Source organism: Variovorax sp. Soil_C_19 (genome assembly GCF_057657255.1).
This window is the reverse complement of sequence record NZ_JBDGIV010000006.1, coordinates 228,721-242,876: the sequence shown is the minus strand read 5'-3', so window position 1 is coordinate 242,876 and position 14,156 is coordinate 228,721. Positions and strand designations below refer to the sequence as shown.

Annotated in this window: 13 protein-coding genes; 5 read left to right on the top strand and 8 right to left on the bottom strand. The window is 71.8% G+C overall.

Annotation, left to right across the window (positions count from 1 at the left end):
- Positions 1–62: 62 nt before the first annotated feature.
- Positions 63–989: a LysR family transcriptional regulator gene (locus tag AC3A6R_RS15455; protein ID WP_487860390.1), complete on the top strand. Its 927-nt coding sequence runs from the start codon at positions 63–65 to the stop codon at positions 987–989.
- A gap of 13 nt (positions 990–1,002) precedes the next feature.
- Here AC3A6R_RS15455 and AC3A6R_RS15450 read toward each other — a convergent pair whose 3' ends face one another.
- On the bottom strand, positions 1,003–1,335 hold the full coding sequence (locus AC3A6R_RS15450) for a hypothetical protein (RefSeq protein WP_487860391.1): 333 nt from the start codon (positions 1,333–1,335) through the stop codon (positions 1,003–1,005).
- Between the two features lie 257 nt (positions 1,336–1,592).
- Between AC3A6R_RS15450 and AC3A6R_RS15445 the strand changes: the two genes are divergently transcribed.
- Positions 1,593–2,729 (top strand): AI-2E family transporter, encoded by a 1,137-nt coding sequence (locus AC3A6R_RS15445; RefSeq protein ID WP_487860392.1) that lies wholly within the window; start codon positions 1,593–1,595, stop codon positions 2,727–2,729.
- Here AC3A6R_RS15445 and AC3A6R_RS15440 read toward each other — a convergent pair.
- The 4 genes from AC3A6R_RS15440 to AC3A6R_RS15425 form a co-directional block, all read right to left on the bottom strand.
- Positions 2,726–2,998, bottom strand: coding sequence for a hypothetical protein (locus AC3A6R_RS15440; RefSeq protein WP_487860393.1), 273 nt, complete (start codon positions 2,996–2,998; stop codon positions 2,726–2,728). The genes AC3A6R_RS15445 and AC3A6R_RS15440 overlap by 4 nt on opposite strands.
- 106 nt (positions 2,999–3,104) lie before the next feature.
- Positions 3,105–4,214, bottom strand: coding sequence for an FAD-dependent oxidoreductase (locus AC3A6R_RS15435; protein ID WP_487864810.1), 1,110 nt, complete (start codon positions 4,212–4,214; stop codon positions 3,105–3,107).
- On the bottom strand, positions 4,211–4,978 hold the full coding sequence (locus AC3A6R_RS15430; protein ID WP_487860395.1) for a DUF3047 domain-containing protein: 768 nt from the start codon (positions 4,976–4,978) through the stop codon (positions 4,211–4,213). Before AC3A6R_RS15430 ends, AC3A6R_RS15435 begins: the two co-directional genes overlap by 4 nt.
- 17 nt (positions 4,979–4,995) lie before the next feature.
- Complete coding sequence (locus AC3A6R_RS15425; RefSeq protein WP_487864809.1) at positions 4,996–7,161, bottom strand: dihydrolipoyl dehydrogenase family protein; 2,166 nt, start codon at positions 7,159–7,161, stop codon at positions 4,996–4,998.
- A 126-nt stretch (positions 7,162–7,287) separates the two neighbouring features.
- Here AC3A6R_RS15425 and AC3A6R_RS15420 point away from each other — a divergent pair, with 126 nt between their 5' ends.
- From AC3A6R_RS15420 to AC3A6R_RS15410, 3 genes are read left to right on the top strand one after another with little or no spacing between them, the layout of a single operon-like run.
- Positions 7,288–8,343 (top strand): hypothetical protein, encoded by a 1,056-nt coding sequence (locus AC3A6R_RS15420; protein WP_487860397.1) that lies wholly within the window; start codon positions 7,288–7,290, stop codon positions 8,341–8,343.
- On the top strand, positions 8,340–9,680 hold the full coding sequence (locus AC3A6R_RS15415; protein ID WP_487864808.1) for a TIGR04283 family arsenosugar biosynthesis glycosyltransferase: 1,341 nt from the start codon (positions 8,340–8,342) through the stop codon (positions 9,678–9,680). The genes AC3A6R_RS15420 and AC3A6R_RS15415 overlap by 4 nt, the downstream gene beginning before the upstream one ends.
- Positions 9,670–10,662, top strand: coding sequence for a nucleoside hydrolase (locus AC3A6R_RS15410; protein ID WP_487864807.1), 993 nt, complete (start codon positions 9,670–9,672; stop codon positions 10,660–10,662). The genes AC3A6R_RS15415 and AC3A6R_RS15410 overlap by 11 nt, the downstream gene beginning before the upstream one ends.
- Here AC3A6R_RS15410 and AC3A6R_RS15405 read toward each other — a convergent pair.
- The 3 genes from AC3A6R_RS15405 to AC3A6R_RS15395 are packed head-to-tail and all read right to left on the bottom strand — an operon-like array spanning position 10,634 to position 14,129.
- On the bottom strand, positions 10,634–11,275 hold the full coding sequence (locus tag AC3A6R_RS15405) for an ATP-binding cassette domain-containing protein (protein WP_487864806.1): 642 nt from the start codon (positions 11,273–11,275) through the stop codon (positions 10,634–10,636). The two genes, AC3A6R_RS15410 and AC3A6R_RS15405, sit on opposite strands and share 29 nt — an antisense overlap.
- A complete protein-coding gene (locus AC3A6R_RS15400) occupies positions 11,272–12,936 on the bottom strand; it encodes an ABC transporter permease (RefSeq protein WP_487864805.1) in 1,665 nt (554 codons plus the stop codon). Before AC3A6R_RS15400 ends, AC3A6R_RS15405 begins: the two co-directional genes overlap by 4 nt.
- A complete protein-coding gene (locus tag AC3A6R_RS15395) occupies positions 12,915–14,129 on the bottom strand; it encodes an ABC transporter substrate-binding protein (RefSeq protein ID WP_487864804.1) in 1,215 nt (404 codons plus the stop codon). Before AC3A6R_RS15395 ends, AC3A6R_RS15400 begins: the two co-directional genes overlap by 22 nt.
- Between the last annotated feature and the right edge of the window lie 27 nt (positions 14,130–14,156).

The following is a 14,156-nucleotide window of genomic DNA, read 5'->3' as shown; positions in this document are numbered from 1 at the left end:
AATTCTGTGCAGGGCAGTAAGATCCGTCCAACAAATAAGCCATATATAGAGTTATTCGTCCTATGGATTTCCATGGCATCGACCTGAATCTGCTCGTGGCCTTCGACGCCCTGATGAACGAGCGCAACGTGACCCGTGCCGCCACCCAGGTCGGGGTCAGCCAGCCGGCCATGAGCGCGGCGCTGTCGCGGCTGCGCACGCTCTTCGGCGATCCGCTGTTCCTGCGCAGCAGCGATGGCTTGCTGCCGACGCAGCGAGCACGGGACATGGCCGAACCAATTTCGCAGGCCTTGCAGCAGATCGAAACCAAGCTGGTGAAGAAGCCCGAGTTCGTGCCCGGGACGGCGTCGTTGACGTTCAAGCTGGGGCTGTCGGACTACCCGGCCTTCGTGCTGCTGCCTTCACTGCTGCAGGCGCTTGGAAAGAAGGCGCCGGGCATATCGGTGAACGTGCATGCGTTCAACAACCGGGATCATGCGGTCGACTTGCTGGATGCTGGCGCGATCGACGCGGCCATCGGCGTGCCACCTACGCATGCCGATGGCCGGATACTGACGCGCCCCGTGCTCCGGGACGAGTTCGTCACGATCGTCGCCAGCGGCCATCCGGCGGCCAGAATGCGCAGCGCCAAGGATGCACCAGTGAGCATGAAGACCTACCTTGAGTTGTTCCATGTTCTCGTGTCTCCCGAAGGAGAGCTGTACGGGCTCGTGGATCAAGCTCTCGCGCAACAAGGCAAGAAGCGCAAGATCGCGTTGACGCTGCCGCAGATGTTCGCGGTGCCGGCGATCGTGGCTCGAACAAGCATGACGGCCACGGTGATGAAGCGGGTTGCATTGCATTCGCCAGCCGGTCGAAAGTTGGTGCTGTTCCCGCCGCCTGTTGCATTGCCCGAGGTCGTATTCGACCTGATCTGGCACAGGCGCAGCGACGCGCATCCTGCCCAGCTTTGGTTCAGGGAATTTGTCGCCGAGCACGCCGCGTTGTGATTTGGCGCCCGGCTCAGCGCCCGGTCACGGCCGCGAGCAGTTCCTCGTCGAGCCAGCGCTGCAGCCAGCGGCCCGCGGTCAGGTCGGCGAAGCGGCTGCCGCCGTGCAGCATCTGCAGCGCATCGCGCTCGTCCGCGGCGATGCTGCGGAAATGCGGCTGCAGGTCCTTGCGCCACACCATCACCGTCTGCGGCGCGGCCAGCGCCTGCACGGGCGACGGCGGCTCCTCGGCGTCGAGCGCGAGCCAGAGCGCGAGCTTGTTGTGCCGCTGTTCCAGCAGCGTCCAGTTCGGTACCGGCATGAAGCCGGGCGCCGTGCCCGGCCGCAAGGCAAACGCCGTGCGCATGGCTTACTCCCGGCCGTGATGTCGCCGATGACGCCGTTCTTCGACGGGCATTCGCCCGCGGGCGCAGCCTTGAGGCTGTGGCCCTTGCAGGCGCTCTGGACCTTGCAGGTTACACGCGGCCCTCCCGCTCCCGGCTTTCGGAGCAGAAGATTTTTCAGATGTTAGAAATGCGCTTTGGCTGCGAATATCTAGCCAAGTTGTTAAACACGGGCCGGCACCGCTATGCTGCTCCCGTTTTTTCCACGAGCCCGTCGCCCATGACCGTTCCAACGTCCAGCTCGCCCGTCCCCGACAACGCAGCGCCGCGCCGCGACACCGGCTGGTTCACGCGCGCAAGGACGTCAGCACTGCTGCTGATGGCGGTCACCGCGCTGGCGCTCTACCTGTGCTGGAAGATGGCCGAGCCCTTCATGCCCGCGATGGCGTGGGCGCTGACGCTCGCGATCCTCGGTGCGCGCCTGCACCGGCGGCTGTGCGATCGCTTCCAGAAGCCGAACCTCAGCGCCGGCCTGGTGACCGGCCTGCTGTGCGCGCTCGTGGTCGCGCCGTTGGTGGCCTTTGCGCCCACGGCAGTGGACAGTGCGGTCGAAGGCTGGGACAGCCTGCGCTCCGAATCCGTGCGAAGCCGCGTCGACAAGGCGGTACAGGCCCAGCCGGCGCTGGCGCCGGTGGTCGACTGGGTGGCGCGGCAGGCGCCGTCGGGCGAAGAACTCGCCAAGCAGGTCGCGCCGCGCGTGTCGGGGTTGCTCACGGGATCGCTCTGGGCCGGCGTGCAGCTGCTGGTCACGTTCTTCGCGCTGTTCTACCTGCTGCGCGACCGCGAGCAGGCACTCGCGTATGTGCGCACGCTGCTGCCGCTCACGGGCGCCGAGACCGATCGCATGTTCCAGCGTGTCTCGGAGGTGGTGCGTGCGAGCGTGCTCGGCACGCTGCTGGTGGCCGCGGTGCAGGGGCTGCTCGGCGGCCTGATGTTCTGGTGGCTCGGCCTGCCGGCGCCGCTGCTCTGGGGCACGGTGATGTTCCTGCTGTCGATCCTGCCGCTCTTGGGCGCGGCGGCCGTCTGGGTGCCCGCGGCCCTGTTCCTGCTGCTCGAAGGCAGCTGGGAGAAGGCGCTGGTGCTGACCTTGTGGGGGTCGGTGGTGGTCGCGCTGATCGACAACCTGCTCTATCCGATTTTGGTCGGCGACCGGCTGCGGCTGCACACACTCGCGGTGTTCGTCGCGATCTTGGGCGGCCTCGTGGCGTTCGGTGCGCCCGGCGTGGTGATCGGTCCGCTGGTGCTGGCGCTGACCGTCGCGCTGGTGGAGATCTGGCGCGACCGCACGCGCTTCGGCCGGGCGGCCGATGCGGCGCCCACGACGGGCACCGGCAGCGGCAGCGGGGGCAGCGGCTAGGCCCGTTCGCGCAGCGGCTTCAGCGGGCGGTTGAGCGCTTCGAAGTCGAGGTTGTCCACCTGCGCGAGCACCGATTGCCTTGCGCTCGCGGTGCGTGCATCGGGGTCGGGGCCGACCACGGTCCCGCCCTCGAGCTCGTGCCGCACGTTGCCCGCGAGCAGCACGCGGGCGCTGTAGGTGCTGGACTCCAGGCCATGGATCAGGCTCATTTCGTAGGTCACCGTCTCGCCGGTGCCGCTCTGCACATGCTGCCCATCCATCGTGATCATGGTGTCTCCAGTCGATCAGCCCAAAAAAATGCGGGGCCGATCACCTTGCGACGGTCCTGCGCAAGGGTGTGTAGGACAAACACCGGAACTTGCACGGACGCTTCTTTCACCGGCCCGCGGCGCCGACGAAACGCCGGTCGATCGCGTCCTTCCAGCGCCATGGCCAAGTGCCGTGCCAGCTCCACGGTCCCCAAAGCGCGATGGCGCGCCGGTCGGCGGTGCTCAGCAGGTTCAGCGCGCGCACACGCGGCGTCCATGCAGGCAGTGCCTGCCCGGCGCACCAGGCGCGCAGGCTGCGCGCGAGCGGCGCCCCCGCGCGCACCGCGTGGACCCCCGAGCGTGGCAGCGGCTGTGGATGCGCGGCCACGTCGCCGGCCGCGAACACCGCGGGGTGCGACACGCTCTGCAGCGCAGCATTCACGCGCACGAAGCCGTCGGCATCGAGGGCGAGCCCGCTCGCCGCAAGCCAGCGCGGGGCGGCCGCGCCGGCCGCCGTCCAGCACAGGTCGAACGGCAGCGCGCCGCCGTCGTCGAGATCGATCTGCCCGGCGCGCAGGCACGTGGCGCGGCGCGCGCCGAGCCAGCCGATGCAGCGCTGCGCCAGCAGCCCCTGCACCGCGCGGCGCGCACGCGCGGGGGCGCCGTCCAGCGGCAGCGCATCGCTTCCGACCAGGGTCACGCGCAGGTGCGACCAGCCCTCGCGCATGCCGCGGTGGCGCACCGCGAGGGCGAGCTCGACGCCTGCAGCGCCGGCGCCGACGATTACGACATGGAAGGGGCGGCACTGGCTGCCGATCTGTGCCTGCGCCGCCAGCCACGACGCGGCCAGGCGCGACAGCGGGCGCACCGGCACGCAGGCATCTGCGGCCTCGAGTGCGGCCTCGATGGCGCCCACGGAGCCGACGTCGAGCGAGACCGCGTCGAAGGCGATGCGCTGGCCGTCGTCGCAGTGCAGGGCCTGGCCCACGAGATCGAGCGCGACGCCGCGCGCCTCGTGGAACGCCACGCCGGCTCTGGCCGCGAGCGCGGCCACCGGCAGTAGGATCTCTGGCAGTTGGTAGTGGCCCGCGATCCAGCCCGGCAGCATGCCCGAGTAGATCTGCTGCGGCCCCGGCGAGACGAGCTGCACTTGCCAGCCGGGGATCGGCCGGGCGGCCAGCGCGCGCAGCAGGCCCAGGTGCGCATGTCCGCCGCCGACCAGCACCAGCCGCTTCATGGCGCGGGCGCCAGCACGAGGTCGGTGAACCAGGCCTGCACGCTGTCCGCGGTGTTGTCGGTGTCGGCGCCCACGGCAACCGCGGCGATGGGCGGCATCGCGCCGCCGAACGCGGCGTCCCAGTCGGCGCGCAGGTCGCGCCGCACGCTGCGCCACTGCTGCGCGAAGGCGTCGCCGCTGTCCACCACGAATATCCGCAGGCGGTCGGTGTAGGGGTTCCAGCCCGCCGCGCCCGCCGGCTGCGCGCGTCCCCAGACGTAGCACAGCGCCGCCGCGGGCAGTTCGGCATCCGACAGCGCCCGGGCCGCCGCCAAGCGCAGGCGGTCGCCCAGCGAGAGCCGCTCCGACGGCAGGTCGAACAGCACATAGACGCGGGCCGCATAGTCGTCGCCGTCCTTGCTGCCGAGGTCGGAGCCCGCGAGCGCGCGCGAGACCTTCCACTGCCATTCGAGCAGGGGCCGCTCGGGCGTGTCGCCTGAGAGCCTGGCGATCCAGATCGATGCGGCGGCGGCGGAATGCACGTGCAGCACGCGGCGGCTGCCGTCCTGCACGATCTCGAAGCGGTTGGTTTCGGGCACCTTCGGCAGGCGCTGGTGGGCCCAGGCCGGCGCGACGGCGCTGCCCACGGGGGCGGTGGAGAAGGGCGGGATTGCGATGGGCGTGCCAGCGCGCGTGGGCAGCGCAACGCCCGCGGCGGCGAGCGCGCCCGAGAGCAGCAACCCGCGCCGCGCGATGCCGCTGCTTGCTTTGATCGTTGTCGTCATCTGCATCGAGACCTCTTTCATCCGCGCCGCCATGCGTGGTAGCGCGCCACCCACCGCAGCAGCCGCGCGGGCTGGTGCGCGCGCCGCCATTCGCCCGCGGCGTACTTGTTGCCTTCGGACCAGGTCGGGTAGGTGTGGATCGTGCCCAGGATCTTGCCGAGGCCGAGCCCGTGCTTCATCGCCAGCACGAATTCGGCCAGCAGCTCGGCCGCATGCGGGCCGACGATCGTGGCACCGAGGATGCGGTCCTTGCCGGGCACCGTCAGCACCTTGACGAAGCCCCGGGCGTCGCCGTCGGCTATCGCGCGGTCGAGATCGTCCAGGTCATAACGCACCACCTCGAAGTCCACGCCTTTGTCCTTCGCCTCGCGCTCGTTCAGCCCAACGCGCGCGACCTCGGGGTCCACGAAGGTGGCGGCCGGGATGGCGCTGTGGTCGACCTTGAACCGGTGCAGGCCACCGAACAGCGCATTCACCGTGGCGTACCAGGCCTGGTGCGCGGCGGTGTGGGTGAACTGCCACGGGCCGGCCACGTCGCCGGCCGCGAGGATGTGGGGGTAGCGCGTCCGAAGGCAGGCGTCGGTCTCCACGGTGCGTTCGGTGGGAATGCCGAGTTCTTCCAGGCCGTAGCCCGCGAGGCGGGCGCGGCGGCCGACCGCGCAGACCAGCATGTCGTACGGGATCTCGATCGCCTCGCCGCCCTCGGCGCGCGCGACAAGGAACCGGTCGCCGCCCCGAGTCTCGCAACGCAACGCCTCGTGGCCGGCCAGCACGCGCACGCCGTCGGCGGTGAGCGACTGCTGCACCAGCGCAGACACCTCGTCGTCCTCGCGGGCGAGCAGGCGCGCAGAGAGTTCGACCTGCGTCACCTGCGAGCCGAGCCGCGCGAAGGCCTGCGCCAGCTCGCAGCCGATCGGCCCGCCGCCAAGCACGACCAGCCGCGCGGGCGGGCGATCCATCGTCTCGAGCGCCGCCCACAGCGTGTCGCTCGTGACGTAGCCGGCTTCTTCGAGGCCGTCCAGCGCGGGCACGACCGGCTCGGCGCCCGCCGCGATCACGATGCTGCGCGTGGTGATGCGGCGCGTGCCGCCGTCGTTCAGCGCCACCTCGACGGTCCACGGGTCAACGATCTTCGCGTGGCCCTCGACCACGTCGACACCGAGGCCGCGGTAGCGCTCGGCGCTGTCGTGCGGCTCGACCGCGCGGATCACGGCGCGCACCCGCTGCATCACTTCGCGGAACGCGAAGGGCGGCGCGCTGGGCGCGAGGCCGTAGCGGTCGGCATGGCGCATCTGGTGGGCCAGCGTGGCCGAGCGGATCAGCGCCTTGCTCGGGATGCAGCCGTAGTTCAGGCAGTCGCCGCCCATCTTGTGGCGCTCCACCAGCGTGACCGATGCCTTGAGTGCCGCGCCGATGTAGGCCGAGACCAGTCCTGCGGCACCGCCGCCGATCACCACCAGGTTGCGGTCGAAGCGCCGCGGCCGCATGCCGCGCCGGCGCGCGTGCGCCTTGCGTGCCTGCAGCGCGGCCACGCCCCGGCGCGCCAGCCACGGAAAGAGCCCGAGCAGGACCAGCGAGCCGAGGATCGACGGCGTCAGGATGCCGCCCAGCGTTTCGAGCCTGGCGAGCTGGGTGCCGGCGTTCACGTAGACGACGGTCGCGGGCAGCATCGCCGCCTGGCTCACCGCGTAGTAGGTGCGCGCCCGGATGCCCGTGAGCCCCATCGCCAGGTTGATGACGAAGAACGGCACCACCGGCACCAGCCGCAGCGTGGCGAGGTAGAGCGCGCCGTCGCGCGCCACGCCGGCGTCGATTTCTTCGAGGCGGCGCCCGAAGCGCTTGCGCACCGTTTCGCGCAGCAGGGTGCGCGAGGCGAAGAACGCGAGCAGTGCGCCCAGGCTCGACGCGAACGAGACGAGCAGCGTTCCGGTGAAGAGCCCGAACAGGGCGCCGCCGGCGAGCGTCAGCACGGTCGCACCGGGCAGCGACAGCGCGGTGACCGCGACGTAGACGACGAAATACGTGGCGGCGACCTTGACGGGGTGCTCGGCGTAGACCTCGGCCAGCTCGCGGTGCGCCTCTTTCAAGAAGTCGAGGCTCAGCACGCGGTCCAGGCCCAGCGCGAAGAAGGCGATGATGGCCAGGACGATCGCGGCGGCAATGGCCGCATTTCTTCTGCTCATGGGTCTTGTTCGCGCCAGGGCCGCGATAAGTTACAGGAATGCGCGGGCGCTGCGCGGCCAACGTGTAACTTCGCATCTTGCGGCAACGAACCAACAGCATCACCACCGAACCCGTCAGGAAGCGCCATGCAAGGAGTCTGCCCCGAAGTCGAAGCCGGACTGCGCACCGCGCTGCGGGCCGGCGGATGGCCCGACACCGCGCTGCAGCCGCTGCCCGACAAGGGGCTTGCGCACCTGCACGTGCGCCTTGCCGGCACCGGCGCGCTCGCGCGCATTCCCAAGCAAAGCCAGGTGGCGCTCGGCCCTGAGGCCAACTTGCTTCACGAGGCGGCCTGCTTCGACCGGGCCGGGGCCAGCGGCCACACGCCGCGGCTGCTCGGCACGCTGCCGGTCTCTTCGCAGCTGCCGCGCGGCGCGCTGCTGGTGGAAGAGATCGAGGGCCGCGCCGCGGCCCTGCCAGCGGACCTGCCGGCCATCGCCGCGGCGCTCGCGGCGGTCCACCGGCTGCCGGTGCCGGCCGCTTCCGGGCGCGCGCCGCTCGCATCGCCGCGCGACCCCCTTCACGCGCTCGTCCGCGAGATCGATGCGCAGGCCGTGCACCTGCCGCGCGCCAGGCTCGCGCCCGAGGTGCGCCGCGCGCTCGAGGACGAACTGCATGCGCTCGGCCGGCTCGCGGGCGAGCCCGGCCGGCCGGGCGTGCACCTCATCGCCTTCGATGCGCATCCCGGCAACTTCGTGCTGCGCGCGCGCGGCGATGCGGTGCTGGTCGACCTCGAGAAGTGCCGCTACAGCAGCCCGGGCCTCGACCTGGCGCACGCCACGCTCTACACCTCCACCACCTGGGACGTGGCCTCGCATGCGGTGCTGCAGGTCGATGAGGTGGCCGGCTTCTACCGCGCGTGGGCCCGCGCGGCCGGGCCGGCGGTCGCCGATGCTGCCCAGCCATGGCACGTCGCGCTGCGGCGCGCCATGTGGCTGTGGTCGATCACCTGGTGCTGCAAGTGGCGCATGCTGTCGGGCGAGGCGCCGCTCGCGGACCATGGCGGCGAGGACTGGTCTTCGGCGCACAGCGACGCGCAGCTCATCGCGCATGTGCGCGGCCGCGTCGACCACTACCTGTCGCTGCCCGCCATCCGCCACGTGCGGGACGAGCTCGTCGCGCTGCAGCAGGTACTGGCATGAGTTTTCTGTGCATCGTGGTGCCCGTGCTCAACGAGGGCGCGTCGCTCGCCGACCGCCTCGCGGCCCTGCGGCCGCTGCGCGAGCGCGGCGCGCAGGTGGTGGTGGTCGACGGCGGCAGCACCGACGAGACCTGGGCCATCGCCTGCCGGCATGCCGACCGCGTGCTGCTGGCGCCACGCGGGCGCGCCGCGCAGATGAATGCCGGCGCCGAAGGCGCGATTGCGCAGGTGCTGCTGTTCCTGCACGCCGACACGGCGCTGCCGCCGCGCGCCGACGAGGCGATTGCCGCGGCCATGGCCGGCGGTGCCGACTGGGGCCGCTTCGATGTGGGCATCGATGGGCGAAGCTGGTTGCTGCGCATCGTGGCGGGCGCGATGAACCTGCGCTCGCGGCTGACCGGCATCGCCACCGGCGACCAGGCCATGTTCGTGCGGCGGCAGCGCTTCGAGCAGCTCGGCGGCTTCGCGCAGATCGCGTTGATGGAAGACATCGCACTGAGCGCGGGCCTGCGGCGCATCGGGCGGCCGGCCTGCCTGCGGCCTCCGGTCTTCACCTCGGCCCGGCGCTGGGAGCGCCACGGCATCTTCAGGACCATCTTGCTCATGTGGCAGCTGCGAGCGCGCTACTTTCTCGGCGCCGACCCGTCGCAACTGGCACGCCGCTACGGCTACGAACCAAGCGAGACACCTCCGCAGGCGGCCATCGCCATCCTTGCGAAGGCGCCCGTGCCGGGCTTGGCGAAGACGCGCCTCGCACCCGGCATCGGTGCGCAGGGCGCGGCGCGGGCGCAGCGCCTTTTCACGCGGCTCTCGCTCGGCGCGGCGCGGCAGGCGGGGCTCGGGCCGGTCACGCTCTGGTGCGCGCCCGATGCCTCGCACCGGTTCTTCCGCGCGCTGGCACGCGTGCATGGCACGAAATTGCTGGCGCAGCCGACGGGCGACCTCGGCGCGCGGCTGCGGGCGGCCGTGACGCATCATTTCGCGCAGGGCGGCGATGCACCGCCGCTCCTGATCATGGGCACCGATTGCCCGCTGCTGTCGCCGGGCCACCTGCACGAGGCGGCGCGTGTGCTGGCCCTGCACGACGCCGTGCTAATGCCGGCCGAAGACGGCGGCTACGCGCTGCTGGGCATGCGGCGGCCGCTGCCCGAGGTGTTCGCCGGCATCGACTGGAGCACGCCGCAGGTGCTGCAGCAGACGCGCGAGCGCCTAGCCTCGCTCGGCGCGCGCTGGCGCGAGCTGCCCCCCGTGTGGGATGTGGACGAACCCGCCGACTGGCAGCGTTACCAGAAACTCATCGGCCGAACCGCCGGCATGGAGCCTTCGCATGACGCCTGAATTTCCCCCGACCGATTGGCTGCACGCCAGGCTCGCCGAACCGAAGGGTCCGGTGCGCGTGGTGATCGACACCGACGCCGCCAACGAGATCGACGACCAGTTCGCGCTGGCCTGGGCGCTGCTCTCGCCCGAGGCGCTGCGCATCGAGGGGCTGCATGCTGCGCCGTTCTCGTTTGCGCACCGGCGCGCGCAGCTCGCGCGGGCGCCGGCCGATGCGCCGCCTTTCAATCCGCCGGCCGAAGGCATGTGGCGCAGCCACGGCGAGATCCTGCGGGTGCTCGACAAGCTCGGCGGCGGGCCGCACCCGCCGGTGCATGCAGGCAGCGAAGGCTATCTGCCGGGCCCTGCGACGCCGCTTCCGAGCCCCGCGGCCGAGCACCTGATCGCGCTCGCGCGCAGCAGTGCCGACAATGCGCCGCCGCTCTACGTGCTGGTGCTCGGCTGTCCGACCAACGTGGCGAGCGCGCTGCTGCTCGCGCCCGACATCGCGCGCCGGATCGTGGTGGTCTGGACCAGCGGCTATCCGTCGTGCGCGCCCCATGTGAACGACTCCTTCAACCTCGAGCAGGACCTGCATGCGAGCCGCGTGCTGCTCGACAGCGGCGTGCCGCTCGTGTACCTGCCCGGCTTTCACGTGGGCGCGCAGCTGCGGCTGTCGCTCGCCGAGGTCGATCGCCACGTGCGCGGGCAGGGCGCCATCGGCGACTACCTGCACCACCTGTTCACGCACAACCCGCTGTGGACCATCCTGCCGGTGGACACCGCCGGCGCCTACAGCTGGGTGATCTGGGACCTCATCTGCGTCGCCTGGCTGATCGATCCGCGCTGGGTGCCGAGCACGCTGGTGCCGACGCCACGCCTCGCGGACGACCGCCGCTGGCAGGCCGCCGCACACCGGCCGCCGATGCGCGAGGCCCATTCGGTCGACCGCGATGCGATCTTCAACGACCTGTTCAGGAAGCTGGCGCGGCCAGCCGCGTGACCGCCGACGCATCGGCCACGTCGGCCGCATCGTGCGTGACGAGCAGCGCGGGAATGCCGCGCGCGCGCACCGTCTCGAAGACGTAGGCGCGCATGCGGTCGCGCAGGGCCGCATCGAGCCGCGCGAAGGGCTCGTCGAGCAGCAGCGCCTTCGGTTCGGCGAGCAAGGCCCGCATCAGCGCCACGCGCGCGCGCTGGCCGCCCGACAGCGTGGCCGGGTCTGCGTCGGCGAAGCCGGGCAGTTCGAGATCGCGCAGCGCCTCGCGCACCGCGCGCTCGCGTGTCGCCCGTGCGCCGGCGGGCACCGCGAACAGCAGGTTCTCGCGCACGGTCATGTGGGCGAACAACAGGTCGTCCTGGAACAAAATGCCGATGCGTCGGCGGCGCGTGCTCCAGCCGTCCACGCGCTGACCGTCGAGCGTGACACTGCCTTCGAAGCGCACCGCGGGCGGCGCCGTGCCGCAGATCGCGGCCAGCAGGCTGGACTTTCCGCTGCCGCTCGCGCCCATGAGCGTGTGAACCGTGCCGCCGGGCACGGCCAGCGAAAGGTCGTGCACCAGCGCCTGGCCGGCCACGCTGAGCCGCGCCACATGGACCGAGAGCTGCGCCGTCATGGCTTCGCTCCGCCGCCGAAGCGCCGCGGCCGTCCGGCCCAGGTGGCGACCGCGAAGGCCAGCGCCGGCAGCAGCCACTGCAGCCAGGCATACGCGGCCAGCACCGAGCGCTGGCCGCCGGCCGAAAGCGCGACGGCTTCCGTCGTCACGGTGGCGTAGCGCCCCGCGCCGATGAACAGGGTCGGAAGGTACTGCGCGACGCTCACCGCAAAGCCGATCGCCAGCGCGCCGCCCAGGCTCGCGCGCAGCAGCGGCCATTTCACGCGCAGCAGGAAGGCGAGGGTGCCGCGCCCGAGGCTCGCGGCCACCTGTCGCTGGCGCGGGTCGAACGCGAGGTAGGCGGGGCTCAGCGTGATGAGCACGTAAGGCACCGCGGCCAGCGTGTGGGCGAGCCACAGGCCGGCCCAGTGCGTATCGAGCCGCCAGGCCAGCGCCAGCCGGTGCAACCCGATGACCCACAGCACCGACGGCAGCAGCAGCGGCAGGTAGCTCAGCCGGCGCAGCATCGGCAGCCATGCGGGGGGCGCGGTCTCCAGCCATGCCACGGCCCAGACGAGGGCGGTGGCGCCGCTCGCCAGGGCCAGCACCGCGGTCAGCACCACGATGTCGGCGCTCGCGGCCACCGAGCGCCAGCCATCGAAGCTCCAGTTCTGCGGCCAGAAAAGAGGAAACGGCCAGGCGCCCGAGAGGCTCGCCACGCCGGTGGCGGCCAGCACCAGCGCGTAGACGGCGCCAAGCGCGAGCAGCGGCGCAAAGTCGGTGGCCGGTGCGGGGTCGGCCCGGCCGCGCGTGCCGCGCGTCCAGCGGGCGCGCCAGTGCAGGCGGTCGCGCAGCGCCCAGAGCACACCGGCCATGGCCGCCACCACCGCCGCCAGCAGCCAGGCGAGCGCGGCGCCGCGCGCGTTCACTGCCGTGTCCGCGTCGAGCAACCACTGCCACGCGAGCACGGCCGCGGTGGGCGTGGCGGCCGGGCCGATGACGATCGCCATGTCGACGACCGTCAGGCTGTACGCGAGCACCGCGATCAGCGGCGCATGCAGCCGCGGCCACAGCTGCGGCCACACCACGCGCCACCATGCGGTGCGACGGCCGTAGCCCATCGTGCAGGCGATGGCGAGTTCGCGCTGCCACCGTGCGCCGACGTCCGCGCGCTGCAGCTGGGTGGCCGCGGTCCAGAGCAGGAAGGGCACCTCCTTGCCGACCAGCGCGGCGACGAGGCCGATGCCCCACCGGTCCTGCGTGGTCTCCCAGGCCGGCGGCCACTCGAAGCCGGTGGCCCAGGGCGAGAGCGCGCGCAGGATCCAGCCGCTCGGCGCGACCAGGAACGCGAGGCCGACCGCGAAGGCGACGTGCGGCACCGCGAGCATCGGCGGCAGCATGCGCATCGCGGCGCCCCAGGCGCGGCTGGCAAAGGCGCGCGACAGCAGCCACGCAGCGAGCGCGAGCGAAATGCCGGTGGCTGCCAGGCCCGTGAACAGCGACAGCGCCAGCGCGTGCAGCCACTGCGGCTCGGCGCCGAGCGCGCGCCAGGCAGCGGCATCCGTTCCGGCGGCCACCGCGGCCACGGCGGACCACAGCAGCGGCACGGCCACGGCCGCGCCCAGGGCGAGCGCAAGCCACTGTGCCGGTGGAAGCGCGGCTAGCCGTAGCGCCGCTGCCACTCGCGCTCCAGCGGATCGACCCAACTGCCGTGCGGCTCCAGGATCACTGGCGCGGGCATCGCGACCTGCCCTGGGTGCGCACCGGCCGCGAAGAGGGCGCGCTCGGCCCGCGGCAGGCGGTCGAGCGCGAGCACGGTGCCATCGCCCCACACGCCGATGTCCGCCTTGCGTGCCTGCGCTCGCGCCGACAGCATGAAGTTGATCACCACCTGCGCGCCTTCGGCCGCATTGGCATTGAACGGCACCGCGAGGAAGTGCGTGTTGCCGATGGCCCCGCCCGCGTTCTGCCAGCTGTGCACCCTGGCCGACAGCCGGCCCGCGGCGATCTCGTTGGCCGCCTCGCTCGGGTTGAAGGTCAGTGCGAGCAGCAGTTCGCCGTCGGCCATCATCTGGCGCTGCGCCGCGGCGTTCTGCGGGTATTGCCGGCCTGCGCGCCACAGCAGCGGACGCAGCGCGTCGAGCCAGGCCCAGAGCGGCCGTGTGGCCGCGTCGAACGCATCGGCCGCAAAGGGGCGGTAGAAGACGGTGCGGTCGGTGCCGAGCTCGAGCAGCGCCTGCTTGAGGAAGGTCGTGCCGACAAAATTCGGCGGCCGCGGGTAGGTGATGCGCCCCGGGTGCAGGCGCGCCAGTTCGAGCAGTGCGGCCAGGTCGCGCGGCGGTTCCGGCAGCCTGTTGCGATCGGCAAAGAAGGTGAGCTGCGCCATGCCCCAGGGCGCCTCCAGGCCATCCACGGGCTCGGAGAAATCGGTGCGCGTGGTGGGCTTGCCGACCGTGTCGACCCAGCGGTAGTTGGGCAGTTGTTCGGCGAAGGGGCCGAACAGCAGGCCTTCGTTCTTCATCGTCAGGAAGTTCTCGCCATTGATCCACACCATGTCGACGCTGCCGCCGGCGAGCCTGCCCGCGGCCTTCTCGCCGCGCACGCGCTTCACCGCCTCGGCGGTGTCGGTGATCTTCACATGCTGGAGCGCCACGCCGTGGCTGCGCGACAGCTCGCCCGCGGCCCACGCCAGGTAGGCGTTGGTGCGCTCGCTGCCGCCCCAGGCGTTGAAGTACACGGTCTGGCCGCGTGCCTTGCGCTCGATCTGCGTCCAGGCGGCGGGCGACCGTGCCAGGGCAGGCAGGCCCATGCCGGTGGCGGCGACAGCGGCGCCGGCTTGCAGGAAAAGGCGGCGGCGTGGGGGGATGGCGTGCATGGCTTCTTCTGGAAAAGTGGCGGTGAG